This window comes from Curtobacterium sp. VKM Ac-2852, from assembly GCF_013205045.1.
Lineage (GTDB): Bacteria > Actinomycetota > Actinomycetes > Actinomycetales > Microbacteriaceae > Curtobacterium > Curtobacterium flaccumfaciens.
On record NZ_JABMLI010000001.1, the window covers coordinates 694340 to 711549 of the forward strand.

The window sequence follows — 17210 nt, forward strand, 5'->3', positions numbered from 1 at the left end:
CCTAACAAGTGCACACTTCTAGCCAGCAAGGGCTCGTGCCAGAGCGAATCAGTCGGACGACCCCGGCTCGATAAGGCGGCCATTCTTCCCCTGAGAGGGCGAGTAAAGATGGCTGTCGAGTAGAGCGATTACGTTATACCACCGAAAGCCCTCGCTGTTGACATAGTCCTCAAGCAAAGCCTCCAGTTCGATCAGCTCCATCCGCTTCGTGAGCTGCATGCACGCGGCCGCTCGCACCGACGCAAGCGCATCATGCAGACCTTCCGTTAGTTCTTGCCGCGTGCGCTCCGGGCGATTCATAAGCCAAACCGCCACAGCCTCACGTTCGCCCGATCGCTCGCTGAGCGCCAACCCCGAGGCCACGAGCTCCCCAAGGGGCTTGTCAAGGAATTCAATCGACAACCCGAAACCGAGCACATCCGCGTATTTATTGAAGTAGCCTTCTGGCAGCCTCGTAAGCGAAGCTTCGGAGAGCTGCAGCATGACCTGCCAAACCTCATTAGAGATGAACCCGGAACCCGCAACCGCATCAAACCAGTGCAGTACTGATTCGATGTCACCGTCGATATGATGATCATTCGACGCGCGCACCAACAGGCCGGCAGCCGCGCGCTTCAACTCGTTGACGGCATATCCAACCAGGTTGGCAGGCAATTCCGCGGTCAAACGTTCTCGCAGTTTGGAATCATCCATCAACAGCGATCTTGCCTCAAAAAGCATCTCCCGAGGCCGGACTAGGGTGAGAGCTTCCCAGGCTTCGACATGCCAGGCGCGGTCCCTCATGGAGCGGTCAAGCTCATCTGCCGACAGAACAAGCGCAGTTAGTTCGGCTCGCACAGCGGCCGCAGGAGCCTTCCCCGCTGGCGCGTCCTCGGCTAGACGATGCAGGCGTTTCGCCAGATCCCTGTCGCGCCGGGCCTGGCTGATCACCGTGGTCTGCAAGTCGTCCGAGCCGCCCGACAGTAGGCCGAGGAGTGTCGAGTCCGAGAGGACCTTTTCCTGCAAACCTCGGACGACGATCGCACGATGGAGCGAGGAATCTTTGACGCGCCCGGCGAGTCCGTCGATTTGTTCGGTATCGATCTGTTCTACGCCAAAACTCAGAGTGTGCCAAATCGAAGCCGCGTCCGAGGAGTAAACTAGGCGATTTGCTAAGGCGCCAACATCACCCCGCAGTCCGTCGGCCACCTCAGCTAGGAAGGTTTTTCTCTCCGAGTGGAGGCCGGCCGGACTCCCAACCGCCTCCAACAGACCGAGGATCTGCGCCGACGAAAGGTGATTGGCTTTCGCCCCTTTCAGGAGATAGACAATGACGTCGTCGCTTGAGGGATTAGCATTAAGGAGAGCTAGCCATTGGGGCGCCGACGACGCAACATCATTCCACATGGTCGAAGGATATGAATCAGACCTTAGAGCTTCGAGCAAGGCCCCTTGCCCGACGACCCCTTCCTCCGATGCCAGATCGAGGAGTTCCGACATTGGATCCTCCCAAACCTTTCTGACCAGCGCCCATCCTGGTATCACACGCTCGGTGGAATCACGATTTGCTCCCACATCGGCCAGGATAGTTCGAACCCACGCAACGCTCTCACCCTGAACAAGTCGAAGATCGTCCCTGCGCCGATATAGCCGATTGATTAGATGAGTGCTCAAGAGGCTCCGATCGACCCCTACCGCGGAAGCGAAGAGTTCGAGTCGGTCCCTATCTAAGGACCGGATGCGCTCTCTGCTGCCCATGAGGACAGCCTTTAGGCCCTCGACCACCTCGATAACTTGCGCCTGCGCCCCGTCGGGAATGGTCGCACTCGTATCTTCAAGAACATTTTCGTCCCGCGACTGCTGGACGGCGGGAGCTCCCGCTGGAGCCGCGGGAGCAAATCGATCGAACGCGGCTTTGAGTAGGATTTCATGTAGCAGGTCGAACACTTTCGTAACCAGATTGGCCGGATCGGTGAAACTGTCATGTAGGCCAATGTGCTCGCGTTCAAATCTTTTCTTGAACTGTAGAACCTTGCGCAGGGCTGGACCGGCGTCGTCCAGCTCGTATTGTGGAAGCTCCGCAAAATACATTGCGATATACGGGTCGACGCCCGAGGCCTTACGCCGCTGTATAGCACGTTCGAATTCCTCGGCAAATCCAGAATCCGCTTCGCCCGTCGGCGACCCCCACCTTCGCCTTAGAATACCGACGAAGATGTCGCACTCGTCAACCAAGGGATTGATCTGCCCTTGTGGTCGCCCGAACCCGGACGGAAGCTCTTCCCATCCCGTTACTCGAACTCGCACCCCCGCCGATCTAAACCGCGTGTTCACTCGCTGTTCGAGGTCGCGAAGGGCAGCCCGTTCGGTCACCAGATCGCCGGGGGAAGCAATGAAGACGAGTAGTTCATTGACGTTAGGCATGAGGCATCGTCGACGATTCTTGCACGATGGGCTGTCACGGAGAAGCCCGCTCCGGGGCTTCTGGCACGATGCGACGCTTGCTCCCTGGAGGCATCTGTGCACCACTCAGCCGACATGGTCGGGAAGCGGCGTATTGAGGCCCCATACGCGTCCACCACAGGAGGTGCACGGGAGTGGATTCCCCGCCGAACTATTGCCTCGGCGATGCTGACATCAGCGGTCGCGTGACCCAGGCGCCCCCGTCGTATCCCCCACTCGCAACTCCGACGTGAACGACGCCGGTTGCGGCTCCGCACCCTCGAGCATGGCCAGGGCGGCACGGGCGGCGGCTTGGCCCTTCTGCACGAACGGCTGCACCAGGGTGGTCAGGTGCCGGATCGGGGTGCGGTGGAGCAGGCTGTCGTCCACCGTGATGCCGTCGAAGCCGACGACGCTGACGTCCTCGGGCACACGGAGTCCGGCATCGAGTGCGGCTGAGATCACCCCGACGGCGATGAGGTCACTCTGCGCGATGACGGCGGTCGGGCGGGGGCCGTCCGGCGCGAAGAGCTCTGTGCCGGCGAGACGCCCCTCTTCCACCGAGCTGCCGGCGGTCTCGATCGCGACGGCGTCCGGGTAGACCTGGCGCACACCACGCAGGCGTTCGAGCGTGGTGAAGGCGATGCCCTCGTCCTGCCGGGCTGCGTCGATCGGACCACGGCGGCGTGCGGCATCGAGGGGCAGGGTCACGACGGTCACGTCCTGGTGGCCGAGCTCCTGCAGGTACTCGGCAGCACGGCGTGAGGCATCGCGGTTGTCGAGCTGGACGGGGACAGCACCCTCGATCTCGTCCGCCTCGATCGCGACGACGGGGATCTGCCGACGCCGCAACACGGCGACGGCGGGGTCGATCCGGACGTTGCACCCGACGAGCACGACAGCGTCCATCGGGGCATCTACCAGCGGGCCGGCACCCTGCTCGTCGTCGAGCGGACTCCGGACGAGCAACAGAGAGGCACCGGCAGCACCGGCGACCTCGGCGATGCCGTCGAGTGTCAGGACGTTGACCGGGTCACGGAAGGCGTCACTCAGACGCTCGTCCATCACGACGCCGATGACGCCGGAACGACCGCGCCGCAAGGATCGAGCGCGGGGATCGGGGCCGCCGTAACCGAGGTCGGCGGCGGCGGCGAGCACGCGGGCCTTGGCGTCCTCGGACACCGGGCCGAGACCACTGAAGGCGAGCGAGGCCGTCGACGGCGCGACACCGGCGGCACGGGCGACCGCTGCCAGCGTCGGGCGCGACGGACGGGTGGCGCCGCCGCGGGAAGGCGACGCGCCGGGTCCTGTTGCCGGTTCGTCCATCGCCCGTTAGCGTAGCCGGAAGGAGCAGTCGAATCGATTCGACAGTCGCAAGACCAGCACCGACACGCACCAGAACGCGCAGCACCGAGCGCGCCGCAGCACGATGGGAACCACCATGACGACGCCGTCCACCCGCACCGTCCCGACCACCAAGGCCTGGATCATCGCGGTGTTCGTGGTGTTCACCCTGTCCGGGCTCGACATCGCGACGTGGCTGGGCCGGATCCCGAGCGTCCGCGACTCCCTCGGGGCGAGCACGTTCGAGATGGGCCTGCTCGTGCTCGGCATGGCCGTCGGCTCGATCGGCGGTCTGACCTTCGCCGGGCACATCGTCGCGAAGCTCGGTGCGAGGCGGGGCGTGCAGGTGGCTGCGGCGTGCCTGGCGGTCGGGATGATCTTCGCCGGGGTCGCGGTCACGCTCGGATGGGGCTTCGCCGCGATCTGGATCGCGCTCATCGCGTTCGGCTTCGGCAACGGCCTGTGCGACGTGTCGATGAACGTCTCCGGCGCCGCCGCCGAGAAGGCCGGCGGACGCACGATCATGCCGCTGTTCCACGCCGCGTTCAGCCTCGGGACGCTCGCCGGTGCAGGCCTCGGTGCGCTGGCCGAGCGGTTCGAGATCCCGGTGTCGTGGCACTTCATCGTGCTCGTCGTCATCACGAGCGCTGCCATGCTCGTCGCCGTCGCGAAGTTCCAGGACGAGCACCGCTTCGAGCAGCCGGTGTCGACCGACACCAGCCCGGTCGCGACGCCGCTCACCCGCTGGCAGGTCTGGGCACAGCCCTCCACCCTGCTCATCGGCGTGATCGTGCTCGGCATGGCGCTGGCCGAGGGGTCCGCGAACGACTGGCTGCCCCTCGCGATGATCGACGGCCACGGGCTCGACAACGCCGGCGGTGCCGCCGTGCTGACGGTGTTCCTCGCCGCGATGACCGCCGGCCGCGTCGCCGGCAGCCCGCTGATCGACAAGTTCGGCCGCGTGCCGATCCTGCGCATCAGCGCCGCCGTCGCGGTGGTCGGCCTGGGCATGCTCATCTTCATCGACAACGTGCCGCTCGCGATCGTCGGCGTCGTGCTCTGGGGCCTCGGCGCGAGCCTCGGCTTCCCGATGGGCATGTCCGCCGCGGCCGACGACCCCCGCACCGCGGCCGCCAAGGTCAGCGCCGTCGCGACGATCGGCTACGTGGCGTTCCTGGCCGGGCCGCCGCTGATCGGGTTCCTCGGCGAGGAGATCGGCCTGCTCGGCGCGCTGCTGATCGTCTTCGTGTTCATCATCGCGGCCGGCCTGGCCTCGGGTGCGGCGCGCGAGACCGGTGCCGCCGCCCGGCCTGCCCGCGGGGCCGACAGGACGAGCGGGACCACGAAGCGCGAGACCGAGAACGCCAGCGACCGCAGCTGACGCGCCCCGCCCCTCAGCCGCCGTCCCCCGCCCGCGCCCGCGTCGCCAGGTGCAGGGCGAGGCGGGTCTCCGGGTCTGACAGGTCGACCCCGAGCAGCCGCTCCACCCGCGCGATGCGGTCGGACACGGTGTTCCGGTGGACGCCGAGCACCGCGGCGGTCTCGGCGATCGACGACTCCGCGTCCAGGTAGGCGGCGAGCGTCGTCAGGAGCGCCCCGCCACCGCGCTCGAGCGGTGCGAGCAACTGCCGAGAGGCCGGCAGGAACGTGTCGGTCTGCGTCCACGCGAGCAGCAGCTGCGCGAGCCCGAGCCGGTCGACGTGCACGAAGTGCCCGGACTCCGGACGGCTGGCGGCCAGGCGGGCGGCGTCGCCCGCCTCACCGAGCGTCCGGACCAGCCCGGCAGGGCCCGCCTGCAGACTGCCGACGCCCACGTTGGTCTCCACGGTGGTGCGGAGCGTGTTCTGCGCGCGCCGCAGCCGACCCGCGATGTCGGCCACTGCCTCCCGGCCGGGTTCGTCGGGTTCCGACAGCCACAGCACCCAGCCGTCCGCCTGTTCGACGACGACCGCGTCGAGTCCCTCGGCGCGCACCGCGGCGTCGACCTGCTGGCGGAGCGCGACCAGGTCGACGCCCTGCCGCGCGACCACGCGCGCGCCGACGTGCCAGGCGTCCAGCCGCCACCCGGCGGCGATCGTCCGCTGCACGAGCTGCGGGGCGGGCGCCCCGTCGGCCGCGCGGAGTTCGTCGAGCATCGCCATCCGGTAGCGGGCGTCACGCTCGTCGTCGAGCCGGGTGAGCAGCAACCGGTGCCCGACGGCGACGGCGGCCACCTGCAGGGCACTCGCGACCACCTGCTGTTCGGCGGTGATCGGGACGGGCAGGCCGACGGCCAGCCAGGCGCGCGGTCCGATGCCGGTGCCGACCGGGATCGCCACGAGCGTCTCGTCGACGCCCTCGGCGGTCAGCACGTCGCTCGTGCCGGCGCGGCGGACGAGCACGGCGCGGGCCGCGTCGTCGACGGCGGCTCCGCGGAGTGCCAGGCCCGAGGCGTCGAGGAACCGCACCGGGTGGCCGAGCGACCGGTCGAGCCGGGCGAACAGGTCGTCGAGTTCGGGGCCGGCGTCGAGCGCGACGCGGGAGGCGTCGAGGGCTGCCCGGGCCGCCGGCCCCATCCCGGTGCCGATGAGTTCGTGCAGGCGGACCGAGGTCGCCCACGGGTCCGGGGTGGCGAGCACGGCGACGCCGAGCCGGTCGGCGAGCGTCGTGCTGCCGGGGCCGAGTTCCAGTGCCCCGTCGACGACGAGCAGGGTGGTGCCGGCCGCGGACGCCCGGCGGAGCAGCACGTCGAAGCGCGCGTCCGCGCGGTCGACGGGGGTGAGCAGCACGACGACGTCGTCGCCCTGCGACAGGGACCGGCCGACCTGGTCGGGGGTCCCCACCACCCCGCGGACGCTCCGGACCGCGGTGCTGCCGGGGCCGACGAGCAGGCGGGTGCCGGGCGGCAGGAGCGGGAGCAGGTCGCCGACGGCGTTCACGCGAGCACCTGGCCCACGGCCTCGGGCACGACGTCGGCGTCGATGCCGAACGCCCGCGGCCCCATGCGCGCGGTGCGGTCGGGGTCCGCCCACCACCACGGCGCCGACGGCAGCACGAGCACCGCGAGCTCGTTGCCGACCCGCGTGCGGTCGGTCGCCACCGGCGCGAGCGACCGCGCGTCGACGACGGTGATGACGCTCGGGGTGCTGGCGACCGGCAGGCCGTCGACCAGGCAGTGCACGTACTCGCTGCCCGCCTCGACCCGGGCGACCGCACCGGTGCCGGCGTCACGGATGGCCAGGCTGCTGCGCACGAACGCGAGGGCGTCACCCTCGCGCTGGACGTCGATGACCCGGCCCTGCGCGACGACCCGGCCGCCGATGAGCGCGGCGAGTTCCGCCGCGTCGCGTGCGCCGCCCGCTGCGCGTCCGATCCGGAGGGCGCGCTGCACGCTGCCGACGACGGCCCGTTCGCGCAGCAGCGCCACCGGGACCGGGCCGATCGCGAAGGCCGCCCAGCCGCCGCTGTGCGAGACGGCCTCGCGCCAGACGGTCTCGACGTCGTGGGGGTGCCGGGCGTCGACGACGATCCGCAGGCCGCTCGTGGTGGCCGCCGCTGCCGTGACCGTCGTGGTCGGGCCGACGAAGACCGACAGCTGGTCGATGCGCGGGACCGCGCGGCCGACCAGGTCCGCGTCGACGAGCGGCAGCCCGGCGGCGTGTGCGGTGAGGGCCGCGGCCGGTCCGGTCACGCCGCCGATCTGCGCGGCGACGACGGCGTCGGCACGGGTGCCCGTCCAGCGTTCGACCGCCGCGAGCGCGGCCGGCAGCTCCTCGCCGCTCGGCATCTTCTCCTCGAGCACTGTCGTCGACCCGATCAGCCCGACGGCCACCACCGATCCGAGCGTGGGGTCATCGAGGTCGACGACCGGCACACTGCGGTCGCCGAGCGCGAAGCGGAGCGCGCTGACCATGTGGTCGACGCGGCCGCCACCACCGCAGCCGAGCAGGGCGGTGCCGCGTCCGAAGACGGTCGCGTCGTCGGCCTGGAGGCCCGCCACACCGCCGCCCCGCCGCTCACCCTGGTCCATGGGTCCATTCTGCTGCCGTGGTCGGGTTTCGGGGCCGGAGCCCGGGGCCGGGGTCGGGTGCACGGGCCGGGCGCCGGGGTCGGCGCGCGGCCGTTCGTCAGCCGGCCGCCGAGGCGGCCGGGCGGACGTGCTCGTGCAGGTCCTCGACCGGGACGAACGGTTCGTCGAGTCCGAAGCACGACGGCCCGAACACGGCGAGCGCCTCCGGGGTCCGCATCAGGTCGGGGGTCGAGATGCCGATCACCCGGACGCGCTGGCCGAACCGCAGGCGTTCGGTGGTGATCGGCTCGGCGGTCTCGGCGTCGAGGACGCAGATCAGGTCGGGCACGACGGCGACGAGGCGGCCGTCCCGCCGGGCGACGAGGTTCTCGTTCTGGAACCGGAGCTCGAGCTCGGAGCCGTCGGTCCCCTGCACGGTGGCACGACCGCGGGCGAACCCGTCGACCGTGCGGCGCTCGACATCCACGACCTTGCCGTCGAACAGCTCGCGCAGGTGCGTGTAGATCGTCGTGCCGAGGGCCTCGGCGAGCGCGTCGATGGGGTCGCGGTGGGCTTCGCGGGCGACCCGGATGGCCCGACCGACGGCGAGTGCCAGGGAGAGCGTGCGCGGCACGGCGGTCTCCTTCACCTGGCGGCCGGACATGGCGTACTCGGCGATGTAGGCGACGCCGCCGAGCCGGATGGTGACCCCGCGGGCGAGCCACTCCATCTTCTTGTTGTCCGTGCCGGTCTCGATGATGACGCCGTGGCCGTTCTCGTCGCTGATCGCGAGCGGACTGCCGGGGACCCCGTAGACCGAGAACGTCTCCATCTGCAGCTCGGGGAACGCACGGCCCATGCCGTCCGCGTCGACGACGGGCAGGCCACCGGTGGCACCGACGAGCAGCGGGATCATCGAGTTGATGCCGCCGCACTCGATGGGCATCGTGGCGGTCGCCGTCCGGCCCAGGTGGGCCTCGAGCCGACGGAGGGCGCCGAGGGGTTCCGGTCCGGCGGGGATGCGTTCGAGCACCACGGTCGGTGCGCCCATCTGCGCGGTGGGGATGACGAGGGCGTCGTCGGGCACCTCGGACGGGTCGAGGATCGTGACGGGGCCGTGCTGTTCGATCGCGGCACGGACCAGGAGCATCCCGATCGTGGGGTCGCCTCCGCCGCCGGTGCCGAGCAGCGCGGCACCGCGGGCCAGGTCGGGCAGGTCGTCGACGTCGAGGATCCAGCTCATCGGTTCTCTCCCGTGCTCAGTTCCCCCGCGCTCGTGGTGCCGTCGTGGCGGACCGCGGGGGTGTCGTAGCCGAAGTACCGCGGGCCGGCCAGGCGCAGGCCGTCCGGGGAGTGCCAGCGCTCGTCGGCCGGTGCCGCGACGATCCGGATGCGGGCGCCGAAGCGCAGGGCCTCGGTGGTGATCGGCTCGCCGGTCTCGGCGTCCAACGTGATGATGAGGTCGGGAGCCGTGGTGCGGACCTGGCCGGCCACCTCGACCAGCAGGTGCTCGTTCTGGAACCGGAGCACCGCCTCCAGGCCGGTGTCGCTGCCGGAACCGGCGATGCGGGCCGTGCCACGGGCGAACCCGGTGACGGTCTTGCGCTCGATGTCGGCGACCTTGCCCTCGAACACGACCGTGCCGCCGAGCACCTCGGTGACCGCCGTGACGGGGTCGGCGTTCTCGCTGCGTGCGCGCACCAGCGTCTCGCCGAGCCGGACGCTCAGCGACAGGCTGCCGCGGACGAACGACTCCTTCACCTGCGCGCCGGACATGGCGTACTGCGCCGTGATCGCGGAGCAGCCCATCTCGACCGTCGCCGTGCGGGCGAGCCGTTCCGCCCACCGGTTGTCCACCGTGTCGAAGACGACGGTGTTGCCCTTCTCGTCGGCCAGGGCCATCGGTGTCGCGCTGACGCCGGACAGGGTCGGCAGCACCATCTGCACCTCGGGGAAGGCGCGGCCCATGCCGTCGCCGTCGACCAGGGGCAGGCCGAGCTCGGCCGCGGCGACGATCGGGGTCGTCGAGTTCACGCCGCCGACCTCGATGCAGGCCAGGTGGGTCGGGGTCACGTTGAGGAACGCCGACAGGCTGCGGATGGCCTCGGCGAACTGGCCGGCGGACGGCAGCTTCTCGACCATCACCGTGGGAGCGCCGATCATCGCGACCGAGAGCACCACGGCGTCGTCGGGCAGGTCCTCGACCTGGACGATCTCGACTGGGCCGTGGGCGCGGACGGCGGCCTCGGCGAGCAGGCGTCCGATGTAGGGGTCACCGCCGCCGCCGGTGCCGAGGATCGCGGCGCCGCGGGCGAGTGCGGAGCAGTCGGCGCCGATGGCGGTGAGGAGGGGTGCTGTGGGGGCGGCTTGCGTGGTTGCGGCGTGCGCGGCTGCTGCTTGCGCGGCTGCGGCGCGGGGCGCGGCTTGCGTGGCGCTCATCGGACCAGCGCCCCGAGTGCCAGGTCGCCGACGGCCTTGGCGCGGATCCGTGTCGCGTTGCCCGGCAGGTACGGGATCGGGACCTCGTCGAAGTCGACGATGTCCACCGAGCCGGGGTCGGCGCCGGCCGCGATGGCACGGTCGACGGCCTCTTGCCGGGCCTCGTCGACCACGGCGGACCGGCGGCCGTCGCTGATCGCGTAGACCTTGTCGACCTCGCCGCTGACCTGCGCGATCGCCGCACCGATGGCGTTCGCGACCGAGTAGTGCTCCGGGCGGTGCACGGTGCCGAGTCCGGGCAGGGTGTCCGGCAGCAGCACCGAGCCGCCACCGACCGCCACGACGGGCAGCGGGTCGGACGAGGTGCGCATGCGTTCGACGATGTCGGCGACGCGCTCCGCGATGACGTCGAGCGCGCGGGCGGCGACCTCGGCCGGCACCCCGGCGACGAGCGACGGGTCCCCGATCGCGCCACGGCCGCCGCGGACGGCCACGTCGGTGGCGGTCAGGGTGGAGCCGCCGAAGACCAGGCCCTCCTCGGTCAGGCGGTACCCGACGGAGTCGGGCCCGACGACGCTGCCGTCCTCGCGGATGCGGGAGCCGCCGCCGATGCCGACGGACAGGACGTCGGGCATCCGGAAGTTCGTGCGGATGCCGGCGACGGCGACCTCGCCGGTGGCCTCACGCGGGAAGCCCGCGGTCAGGACGCCGACGTCGCTCGTCGTGCCGCCGACGTCGACGACCGCGCAGGTGTCGAAGCCGGACAGCACCGCTGCGCCACGCATCGAGTTCGTCGGGCCCGAGGCGAACGTCGCGACCGGGTAGCGACGGGCGTACTCGACGTCCATCAGGGTGCCGTCGTTCTGGCTCAGGAAGAGCGGTGCGTCGATGCCGCTGCCCGTGACCGACCCGGACAGGCCGTCGACGATGCGGTCGGCGAGCTCACGGAGCGCCGCGTTGATGATCGTCGCGTTCTCGCGCTCGAGCAGGCCGATGCGACCGATCTCGGACGACAGCGAGAACGCCACGTCGGGCCCGAGCTCGGCGGCCATGATCTCCTGCGCGCGCTGCTCGAACTCGTCGTTGATCGGGGAGAACACCGACGAGATCGCGACGGAACGGATGCCCGCGGCCGCTATGGCACCGGCGTGCCGCTTGAGTTCCTCGGGGTCGAGCTCCGAGATGACACGGCCGTCGAACTCGTGGCCGCCGTGGGCCAGGAACGGCTGCGCGTGCACGGCCGACACCAGGTGCCCGGGCCAGTCCGTGAACGGGGGCAGTGACGCCGTCGCCGGCAGGCCCAGACGGACCGCGGCGGTCGGGGCGAGGCCGCGTGCCTCCACCAGGGCGTTGATGAAGTGGGTGGTGCCGATCATCACACCGTCGATGTCCGTGGGGCCGAAGGCGTGCTGCTCACGCAGGCCGTCGAGCGCGGCGACGATGCCCGAGGTGACGTCGGGGGTGGTGGACCGCTTGACCGCCGCACGGACGGTGCTGCCGTCCATCAGGACGGCGTCCGTGTTGGTGCCGCCGACGTCGATGCCGATGCGCATGGGGGTTCCCTTCGGTGGTGCGGGTGCGGGGTGCGGTGGTGCGGGTGCGGGGAGGTGCTGGTTCGTGGGGTGGTGCTTGTTCGTGGGGACCGGCCGCGCCGTCGCGCGGATCAGGGGTGCGGCGACGCGACCGGCCGTTCGGGGACCGCCCGGGTCAGGCGGCCGGGGTGGCCGGTGCGGCGACCGGGGCCGCCTCGGTCCGACTGACACCGACGCCGCGGATCAGCCCGACCTTGCCGGCGACCACGTAGAGCACGAAGGCGATGACCACGGAGTTGATCGACGGGATGCCGACGGCGACGAAGTACCCGATGAGCGATGCGATCGCCCAGATGACCAGGGTGGCCGGCACCCAGGTGGGCGAGGTCGCCGGGATGTTCTCGGCGTCGCTCAGCTCGCGGCGCCAGCGCTTCACGACGAAGTACTCCGCCACCATGATCCCGGCGATGGGCGGGAAGACGACCCCGAGCACCGACAGGAACGGTGTCAGGGCCCCGAGAAACCCGACCGCGGCGAGCACCGAGCCGACGACGCCCATCACGAGCGTCACGAGCCCGCGGTTCACCTGCTTGCCGAACACCGCGTCGATGAAGTTCGTGACGCCGAGGCTCGAGCTGTAGATGTTCCAGTCGTTGATCTTGAACGTGCCGAGCAGGATCACGAGGATGCCGACCCAGCCGACGCTCGACGTGATCACGCGGGTGATGTCCGCGGAGCCGACGGCGTGGGCGAGCAGGACACCGGCCAGGCCGATGACGTACTCGCCGAGGGTCACGCCGAGCAGCGTCTGCTTCACGACGTCGCCGACCGACCGGTTGAAGCGGGTCATGTCCGGCGTGATCACCGCACCGACGATGAACCCGCCGGCCACCAGGGTGGTCCCGGCCACGAAGCTCAGCTCCGGACCGGCCGGGGCACGCGCCGCGAGCTCGGCGATCGAGTGCCGGCTCAGCTCGACGATGACCGCCCAGCCGACGAGCACCAGGAACAGCGGCACGGTCACGTTCGCCAGCCACTGCATCGAGTGGAACCCGCGCAGGACGATCGCGGTGACGAGCAGCCCGAACACGAGCGACCACGCCCAGGCGGGCAGGATCGGCAGGATCGAGACGAGGCCGGCCGCCGAGACGCCCGACTGGATGCCGAACCAGCCGATCAGGCTCAGCCCGATCGCCAGCCCGACCAGCGCCGAGCCGGCCTTGCCGAAGCCCGTCCAGCGGGCGATGACCGAGGTGTTCAGGCCCTCCTTGACGCCGATGACGCCGACGAGCACCGAGACGATCTCCAGGATCACGGCGCCCAGGGTGATCGCCCAGAAGGCGTCCCAGAAGCTCATGCCGAAGCCGAGCGTCGCACCGAGCAGGAACTGGGACAGGGCCGAGATCTGCCCGAAGCGCTGCACGGCGACCTGGAACCAGCCGTAGCGTGCGGACATCGGGACTCGGCTGAGCGAGTAGTCGTCGACGGCGACCGACTCGGAACGGGGGGTTCGTGGTGCTGACACTGCGGTCTCGCTGGCCATCGTGGCTCCTCGGGGAGGGGTGTCGGCGTGGGCCGATCGGGGTGGGAGCCACGGTAGGACGGCATCGGATTGCGGTACATGTGCAGAACGTCGTTACAGCCATGTGAATCCGTGCATGGTGCACGGGCCGCGCGCCTCGTCCGGTCGACGACACCACGCCGGTTAGGCTTCCGGGGTGCGTCTCGTCATCGCCCGGTGCTCCGTCGACTACGCGGGCCGGCTCTCAGCCCACCTGCCGCTCGCGACCCGCCTGCTCATGCTCAAGGCGGACGGCTCCCTGCTCGTGCACTCCGACGGCGGCAGCTACAAGCCACTGAACTGGATGAGCCCGCCCTGCTCGATCGAGATCACCGAGCCGGACGACGAGCAGTCGAGCGCCGGCATCACGCAGGTGTGGACGGTCACGCAGAAGAAGACGCAGGACAAGCTCATCGTCTCGCTGTACGAGGTCGTGTCCGACGAGACCCACGACCTGGGCGTCGACCCGGGCCTGGTGAAGGACGGGGTCGAGGCGCACCTGCAGCAGCTCCTGGCCGAGCAGATCGAGCTCCTCGGTGACGGCCACACCCTGGTCCGCCGCGAGTACATGACGGCGATCGGCCCGGTCGACATCCTGGCCCGCGACGACGCAGGGGCGAGCGTCGCGGTCGAGATGAAGCGCAACGCCAACATCGACGCGGTCGAGCAGCTCACCCGGTACCTCGAGCTCATGAACCGCGACCCGCACCTGCGTCCGGTGCAGGGCGTGCTGGCGGCGCAGACGGTGGCACCGCAGGCACGAACCCTCGCCGAGGACCGCGGTATCCGCGTCCTCGTGCTCGACTACGACGCGATGCGCGGCATCGAGGGCGGCCACACCCGCCTGTTCTGAGCCGCGGCGGACCGTCCGGCCTGGAGGCACGGCGCACCCCCGCCCCGCCGCCGACGGATCCCGGATGGTCGCCGCCACGGCCCGGCTAGGGTGGACAGGACATGACCAGCCCGTTCTCCGCCATCCTGTTCGACCTCGACGGCACCATCAGCGACTCCGCGCCGGGCATCCTCGAGAGCCTGACGCACACTTTCCGCACCGTCGGCGTCCCGGTGCCGGACCACGACACCCTGATGTCGTTCGTGGGCCCGCCGATCATGGACACGTTCCGGGTCGCGATGGGCATGGACGACGAACTGGCCGACCGCACCCTCGCCGTCTACCGCGAGCACTACTTCTCGCACGGGGCGCTCGACTCCGAGATGTTCCCGGACATCGACGTCGTGCTGCGCACCCTGCACCAGGCGGGGCTGCCGATCTCGACGGCGACGAGCAAGCCGGAGACCCCGGCGACCTACATCCTCGAGCACTACGGGCTCACCGGGGACATCGACATCATCACGGGCGCGAGCGACGACGAGGTGCGGTCGAGCAAGGCCGACGTCGTCGAAGAGGCACTACGACGACTCGAGGCCCACGGCTTCGACATCAGCCGCCCGGTGCTGATCGGCGACCGGAAGCACGACGTCGAGGGCGCGACCGTGCACGGCGTCCCGGTCGTCTTCGCCGAGTGGGGCTACGGCTCCCCCGACGAGGCCGAGGGCACCATCGCCCGCGCCGCCACCCCGCTCGACCTGCTGCCGATCCTGCTGCCGTCCGCGACGCCGTCCGCATGAGCGGCGACGTCGTCCGGCGGGGGCTCCGCGGTGCCGCCTGGCTGCTGCCGGCGGCCATCGTCCTGATCGCACTGAACTTCCGCGGCCCGATCGTCGCGACCGCCCCGGTCATCAGCGACGTCCGCGCCGACCTCGGCCTGACCGCGACGATCGCCGGGCTGCTGACGACGATCCCGGTGCTGTGCTTCGCCCTCGCGACGCCGTTCGCCAGCTGGGTCATCGCGAAGGCGGACCCCGAGCGCGCGGTCTCGCTGTCGCTCGTCATCGTGCTCGCCGGCACCGTCGTGCGCTCGATGCCCTCGTCGGCGGCGCTGCTGATCGGCACCGCGGTCATCGGCATCGGCATCACGATCGGCAACGTGGTGATCCCGGTGGTCATCCGGCGGGACACCTCACCGGAACGCGTCGGCCTGGTCACCGGCGTGTACACGTCGGCGCTCAACGTCGGGTCGATGATCACGTCGCTCGGCACCGCTCCCCTGGCCGCCCTGTGGGGCTGGCCGGTCGCGATCGCGATCTGGGCGGTCTTCGCACTCATCGCCGCCGCTGCCTGGACCTACGCGGTCGGCGCTCGGGCCGCCTGGCGCCGCCCGCTGCCGTCCGAGCGGGACGAACCGCTGCCCGTCACCGGGCCCATCGACCAGGTGCTCGACACCGGGGCGATCCGGACCGCCCGCGCCGCCGAGGCCGCGCGGGTCGCCGCCGCCGAGCCCATCCGACCGGCGAGACGGCTCATCACGTGGGGCCTGACGCTCGCCTTCGGTGGTCAGGCGTTCTCGTACTACGCCCTCACCGCGTGGATCCCGACGCTGCTGCACGACGAGATCGGCTTCTCGAAGGCGTCGTCGGGCGCCAGCTCGTCGGTGTTCCAGATCCTGGCCGTCGTCGGGGCGCTCGGTGTCCCGCTGCTCGCGACCCGGTGGCGTCCGGCGGCGATCATCGCCCTGGTCGGCACGCTGTGGCTGGCGATGCCGCTCGGGCTGCTGTTCGCCCCGCAGCTCTGGTTGCTGTGGTCGGTGCTCGGCGGCGCGGCCCAGGGTGGCGGCATCACCGTGATCTTCATCGTGATCGTGCGGATCGTCTCGAGCGACGCCGATGCCCGCCGGATGTCCGCGTTCGTGCAGGGCGGCGGGTACCTGCTCGGGTCGGCCGGGCCGCTCGTCGCCGGTGCCCTGCACGGTGCGACGGGGAACTGGACGGCACCGCTGCTCGTCGTGCTCGTCGCGGTGCTCACCCTCGGCGTCGTCGGGACGTTCGCCGCCCGACGGGTGTCCTGACCTCGAACCCGAAGGCCGGCTGAGACCCCGCTCCGGCTCGCCCCCTGAGGGGCTGACCGACGGGGCTCGCACCCGCACGACCCCTCAGCGCACGGACCGGCTTCGGGGCGAGCTGGCGGCACGGTCCCGGCCGGTCGTCACCCCGGACCGCCAAGGTCCGGAGGGTGGACATTGGACGACCCGCCCGGTGGCGGGACCAGCCGCTCGCAGCACGGCTCACCCTGCTCGTCATCGCGGCCGGCACGACCGTGCTGCTCGCCTGGAACCTGGGCCGTGGCGGGGACTTCAGCTTCTACCAGGCCTCGGCGCGGTCGATGTCCGAGTCGTGGCGGGCACTGCTCTCCGGTTCGTTCGACCCGTCGGCGACGGTGACGCTCGACAAGCTCAGCGGCTTCGCGGTGCCGCAGGCGCTGAGCATCCGGCTGTTCGGGCACTCCACCGCCGCGATCGCGTTCCCCCAGGTCGTCGAGGGGCTCGTCACCCTCTGGGCCTGCTCGTTGGTCGGACTCCGCTGGGCCGGGGTCGGCACGGGCCTCGTCGCCGCCGCCGCAGCCGGGTCGACGCCGGTCTTCGTGTCGATGTTCGCGCACCCGATGGAGGACGGCATGGTCACGGCCGCGCTGGCCGTCGCCCTGCTGTGCTGGCAGCACGCGGCACTGACCGGACGCTGGTGGCCGCTCGTCGCCGCGGGCCTGGCGATCGGCGTCGGGTTCCAGGCGAAGATGGTGCAGGCGTGGTTCGTCCTGCCGGCGCTGCTCCTCGGCACCCTGCTCGCCACGGCGCGGCACGACGGCGGCCCGCTCCGCCTGGGCATGCGGATGGTCCGCGCCGGGGTGCTCGGGATCGTCGCGGTCGGGGCGTCCCTGTCGTGGGTCACCGCGCTGGCACTCACCCCGTCGGGTTCGCGGCCCTGGGTGGACGGCTCCACCGACGACAGTCCGCTCGCGATGGTGTTCGGGTACAACGGCATCGACCGGTTCCTTCCCGGCGCGGTCCCCGGGTCCGTCCGGGCGTTCACC

12 protein-coding genes and 1 pseudogene are annotated in these 17210 nt (G+C 70.8%); 5 read left to right on the forward strand and 8 right to left on the reverse strand.

Annotated elements, in window-relative coordinates; all coding sequences use genetic code 11:
• Positions 1–48: 48 nt before the first annotated feature.
• Both HQQ79_RS03470 and HQQ79_RS03475 read right to left on the reverse strand, forming a co-directional pair.
• Positions 49–2403, reverse strand: coding sequence for a DUF4062 domain-containing protein (locus HQQ79_RS03470; protein WP_173032508.1), 2355 nt, complete (start codon positions 2401–2403; stop codon positions 49–51).
• A gap of 213 nt (positions 2404–2616) precedes the next feature.
• A complete protein-coding gene (locus tag HQQ79_RS03475; protein ID WP_173032509.1) occupies positions 2617–3747 on the reverse strand; it encodes a substrate-binding domain-containing protein in 1131 nt (376 codons plus the stop codon).
• Positions 3748–3862: 115 nt separating this feature from the next.
• On the opposite strand from HQQ79_RS03475, the gene HQQ79_RS03480 reads away from it, so the two are divergent.
• The gene (locus HQQ79_RS03480) at positions 3863–5146 is read left to right on the forward strand and encodes an MFS transporter (RefSeq protein WP_173032510.1); all 1284 of its coding nucleotides are present in this window, start codon (positions 3863–3865) and stop codon (positions 5144–5146) included.
• A 13-nt stretch (positions 5147–5159) separates the two neighbouring features.
• Here the strand turns inward: HQQ79_RS03480 and HQQ79_RS19090 are convergent, their stop codons facing one another.
• The 6 genes from HQQ79_RS19090 to HQQ79_RS03510 all read right to left on the reverse strand — a co-directional run bounded on the left by HQQ79_RS19090 (position 5160) and on the right by HQQ79_RS03510 (position 13267).
• Positions 5160–6683, reverse strand: coding sequence for a helix-turn-helix domain-containing protein (locus HQQ79_RS19090; protein WP_173032511.1), 1524 nt, complete (start codon positions 6681–6683; stop codon positions 5160–5162).
• Positions 6680–7774 (reverse strand): DUF917 domain-containing protein, encoded by a 1095-nt coding sequence (locus tag HQQ79_RS03490; RefSeq protein WP_173032512.1) that lies wholly within the window; start codon positions 7772–7774, stop codon positions 6680–6682. The genes HQQ79_RS19090 and HQQ79_RS03490 overlap by 4 nt, the downstream gene beginning before the upstream one ends.
• A gap of 97 nt (positions 7775–7871) precedes the next feature.
• Positions 7872–8996, reverse strand: a complete 1125-nt coding sequence (locus HQQ79_RS03495; protein ID WP_173032513.1) for a DUF917 domain-containing protein — start codon at positions 8994–8996, stop codon at positions 7872–7874.
• Positions 8993–10192, reverse strand: coding sequence for a DUF917 domain-containing protein (locus HQQ79_RS03500; RefSeq protein ID WP_216852162.1), 1200 nt, complete (start codon positions 10190–10192; stop codon positions 8993–8995). The genes HQQ79_RS03495 and HQQ79_RS03500 overlap by 4 nt, the downstream gene beginning before the upstream one ends.
• The gene (locus HQQ79_RS03505; RefSeq protein WP_071404451.1) at positions 10189–11745 is read right to left on the reverse strand and encodes a hydantoinase/oxoprolinase N-terminal domain-containing protein; all 1557 of its coding nucleotides are present in this window, start codon (positions 11743–11745) and stop codon (positions 10189–10191) included. Before HQQ79_RS03505 ends, HQQ79_RS03500 begins: the two co-directional genes overlap by 4 nt.
• A 154-nt stretch (positions 11746–11899) precedes the next feature.
• Positions 11900–13267: a cytosine permease gene (locus tag HQQ79_RS03510; protein ID WP_173032514.1), complete on the reverse strand. Its 1368-nt coding sequence runs from the start codon at positions 13265–13267 to the stop codon at positions 11900–11902.
• A 175-nt stretch (positions 13268–13442) separates the two neighbouring features.
• Between HQQ79_RS03510 and nucS the strand changes: the two genes are divergently transcribed.
• From nucS to HQQ79_RS18550, 4 genes and pseudogenes are all read left to right on the forward strand, one after another.
• Positions 13443–14138, forward strand: coding sequence for an endonuclease NucS (gene nucS, locus HQQ79_RS03515; RefSeq protein WP_027466993.1), 696 nt, complete (start codon positions 13443–13445; stop codon positions 14136–14138).
• A gap of 101 nt (positions 14139–14239) precedes the next feature.
• Positions 14240–14914, forward strand: coding sequence for an HAD hydrolase-like protein (locus tag HQQ79_RS03520; protein ID WP_173032515.1), 675 nt, complete (start codon positions 14240–14242; stop codon positions 14912–14914).
• Positions 14911–16191 carry a CynX/NimT family MFS transporter gene (locus HQQ79_RS03525; protein WP_173032516.1) on the forward strand — a complete coding sequence of 427 codons (1281 nt, stop codon included), beginning with the start codon at positions 14911–14913 and terminating at the stop codon, positions 16189–16191. The genes HQQ79_RS03520 and HQQ79_RS03525 overlap by 4 nt, the downstream gene beginning before the upstream one ends.
• A gap of 314 nt (positions 16192–16505) precedes the next feature.
• Positions 16506–17051: pseudogene (locus HQQ79_RS18550) on the forward strand (ArnT family glycosyltransferase); the annotation flags it as partial.
• Positions 17052–17210 lie beyond the last annotated feature (159 nt).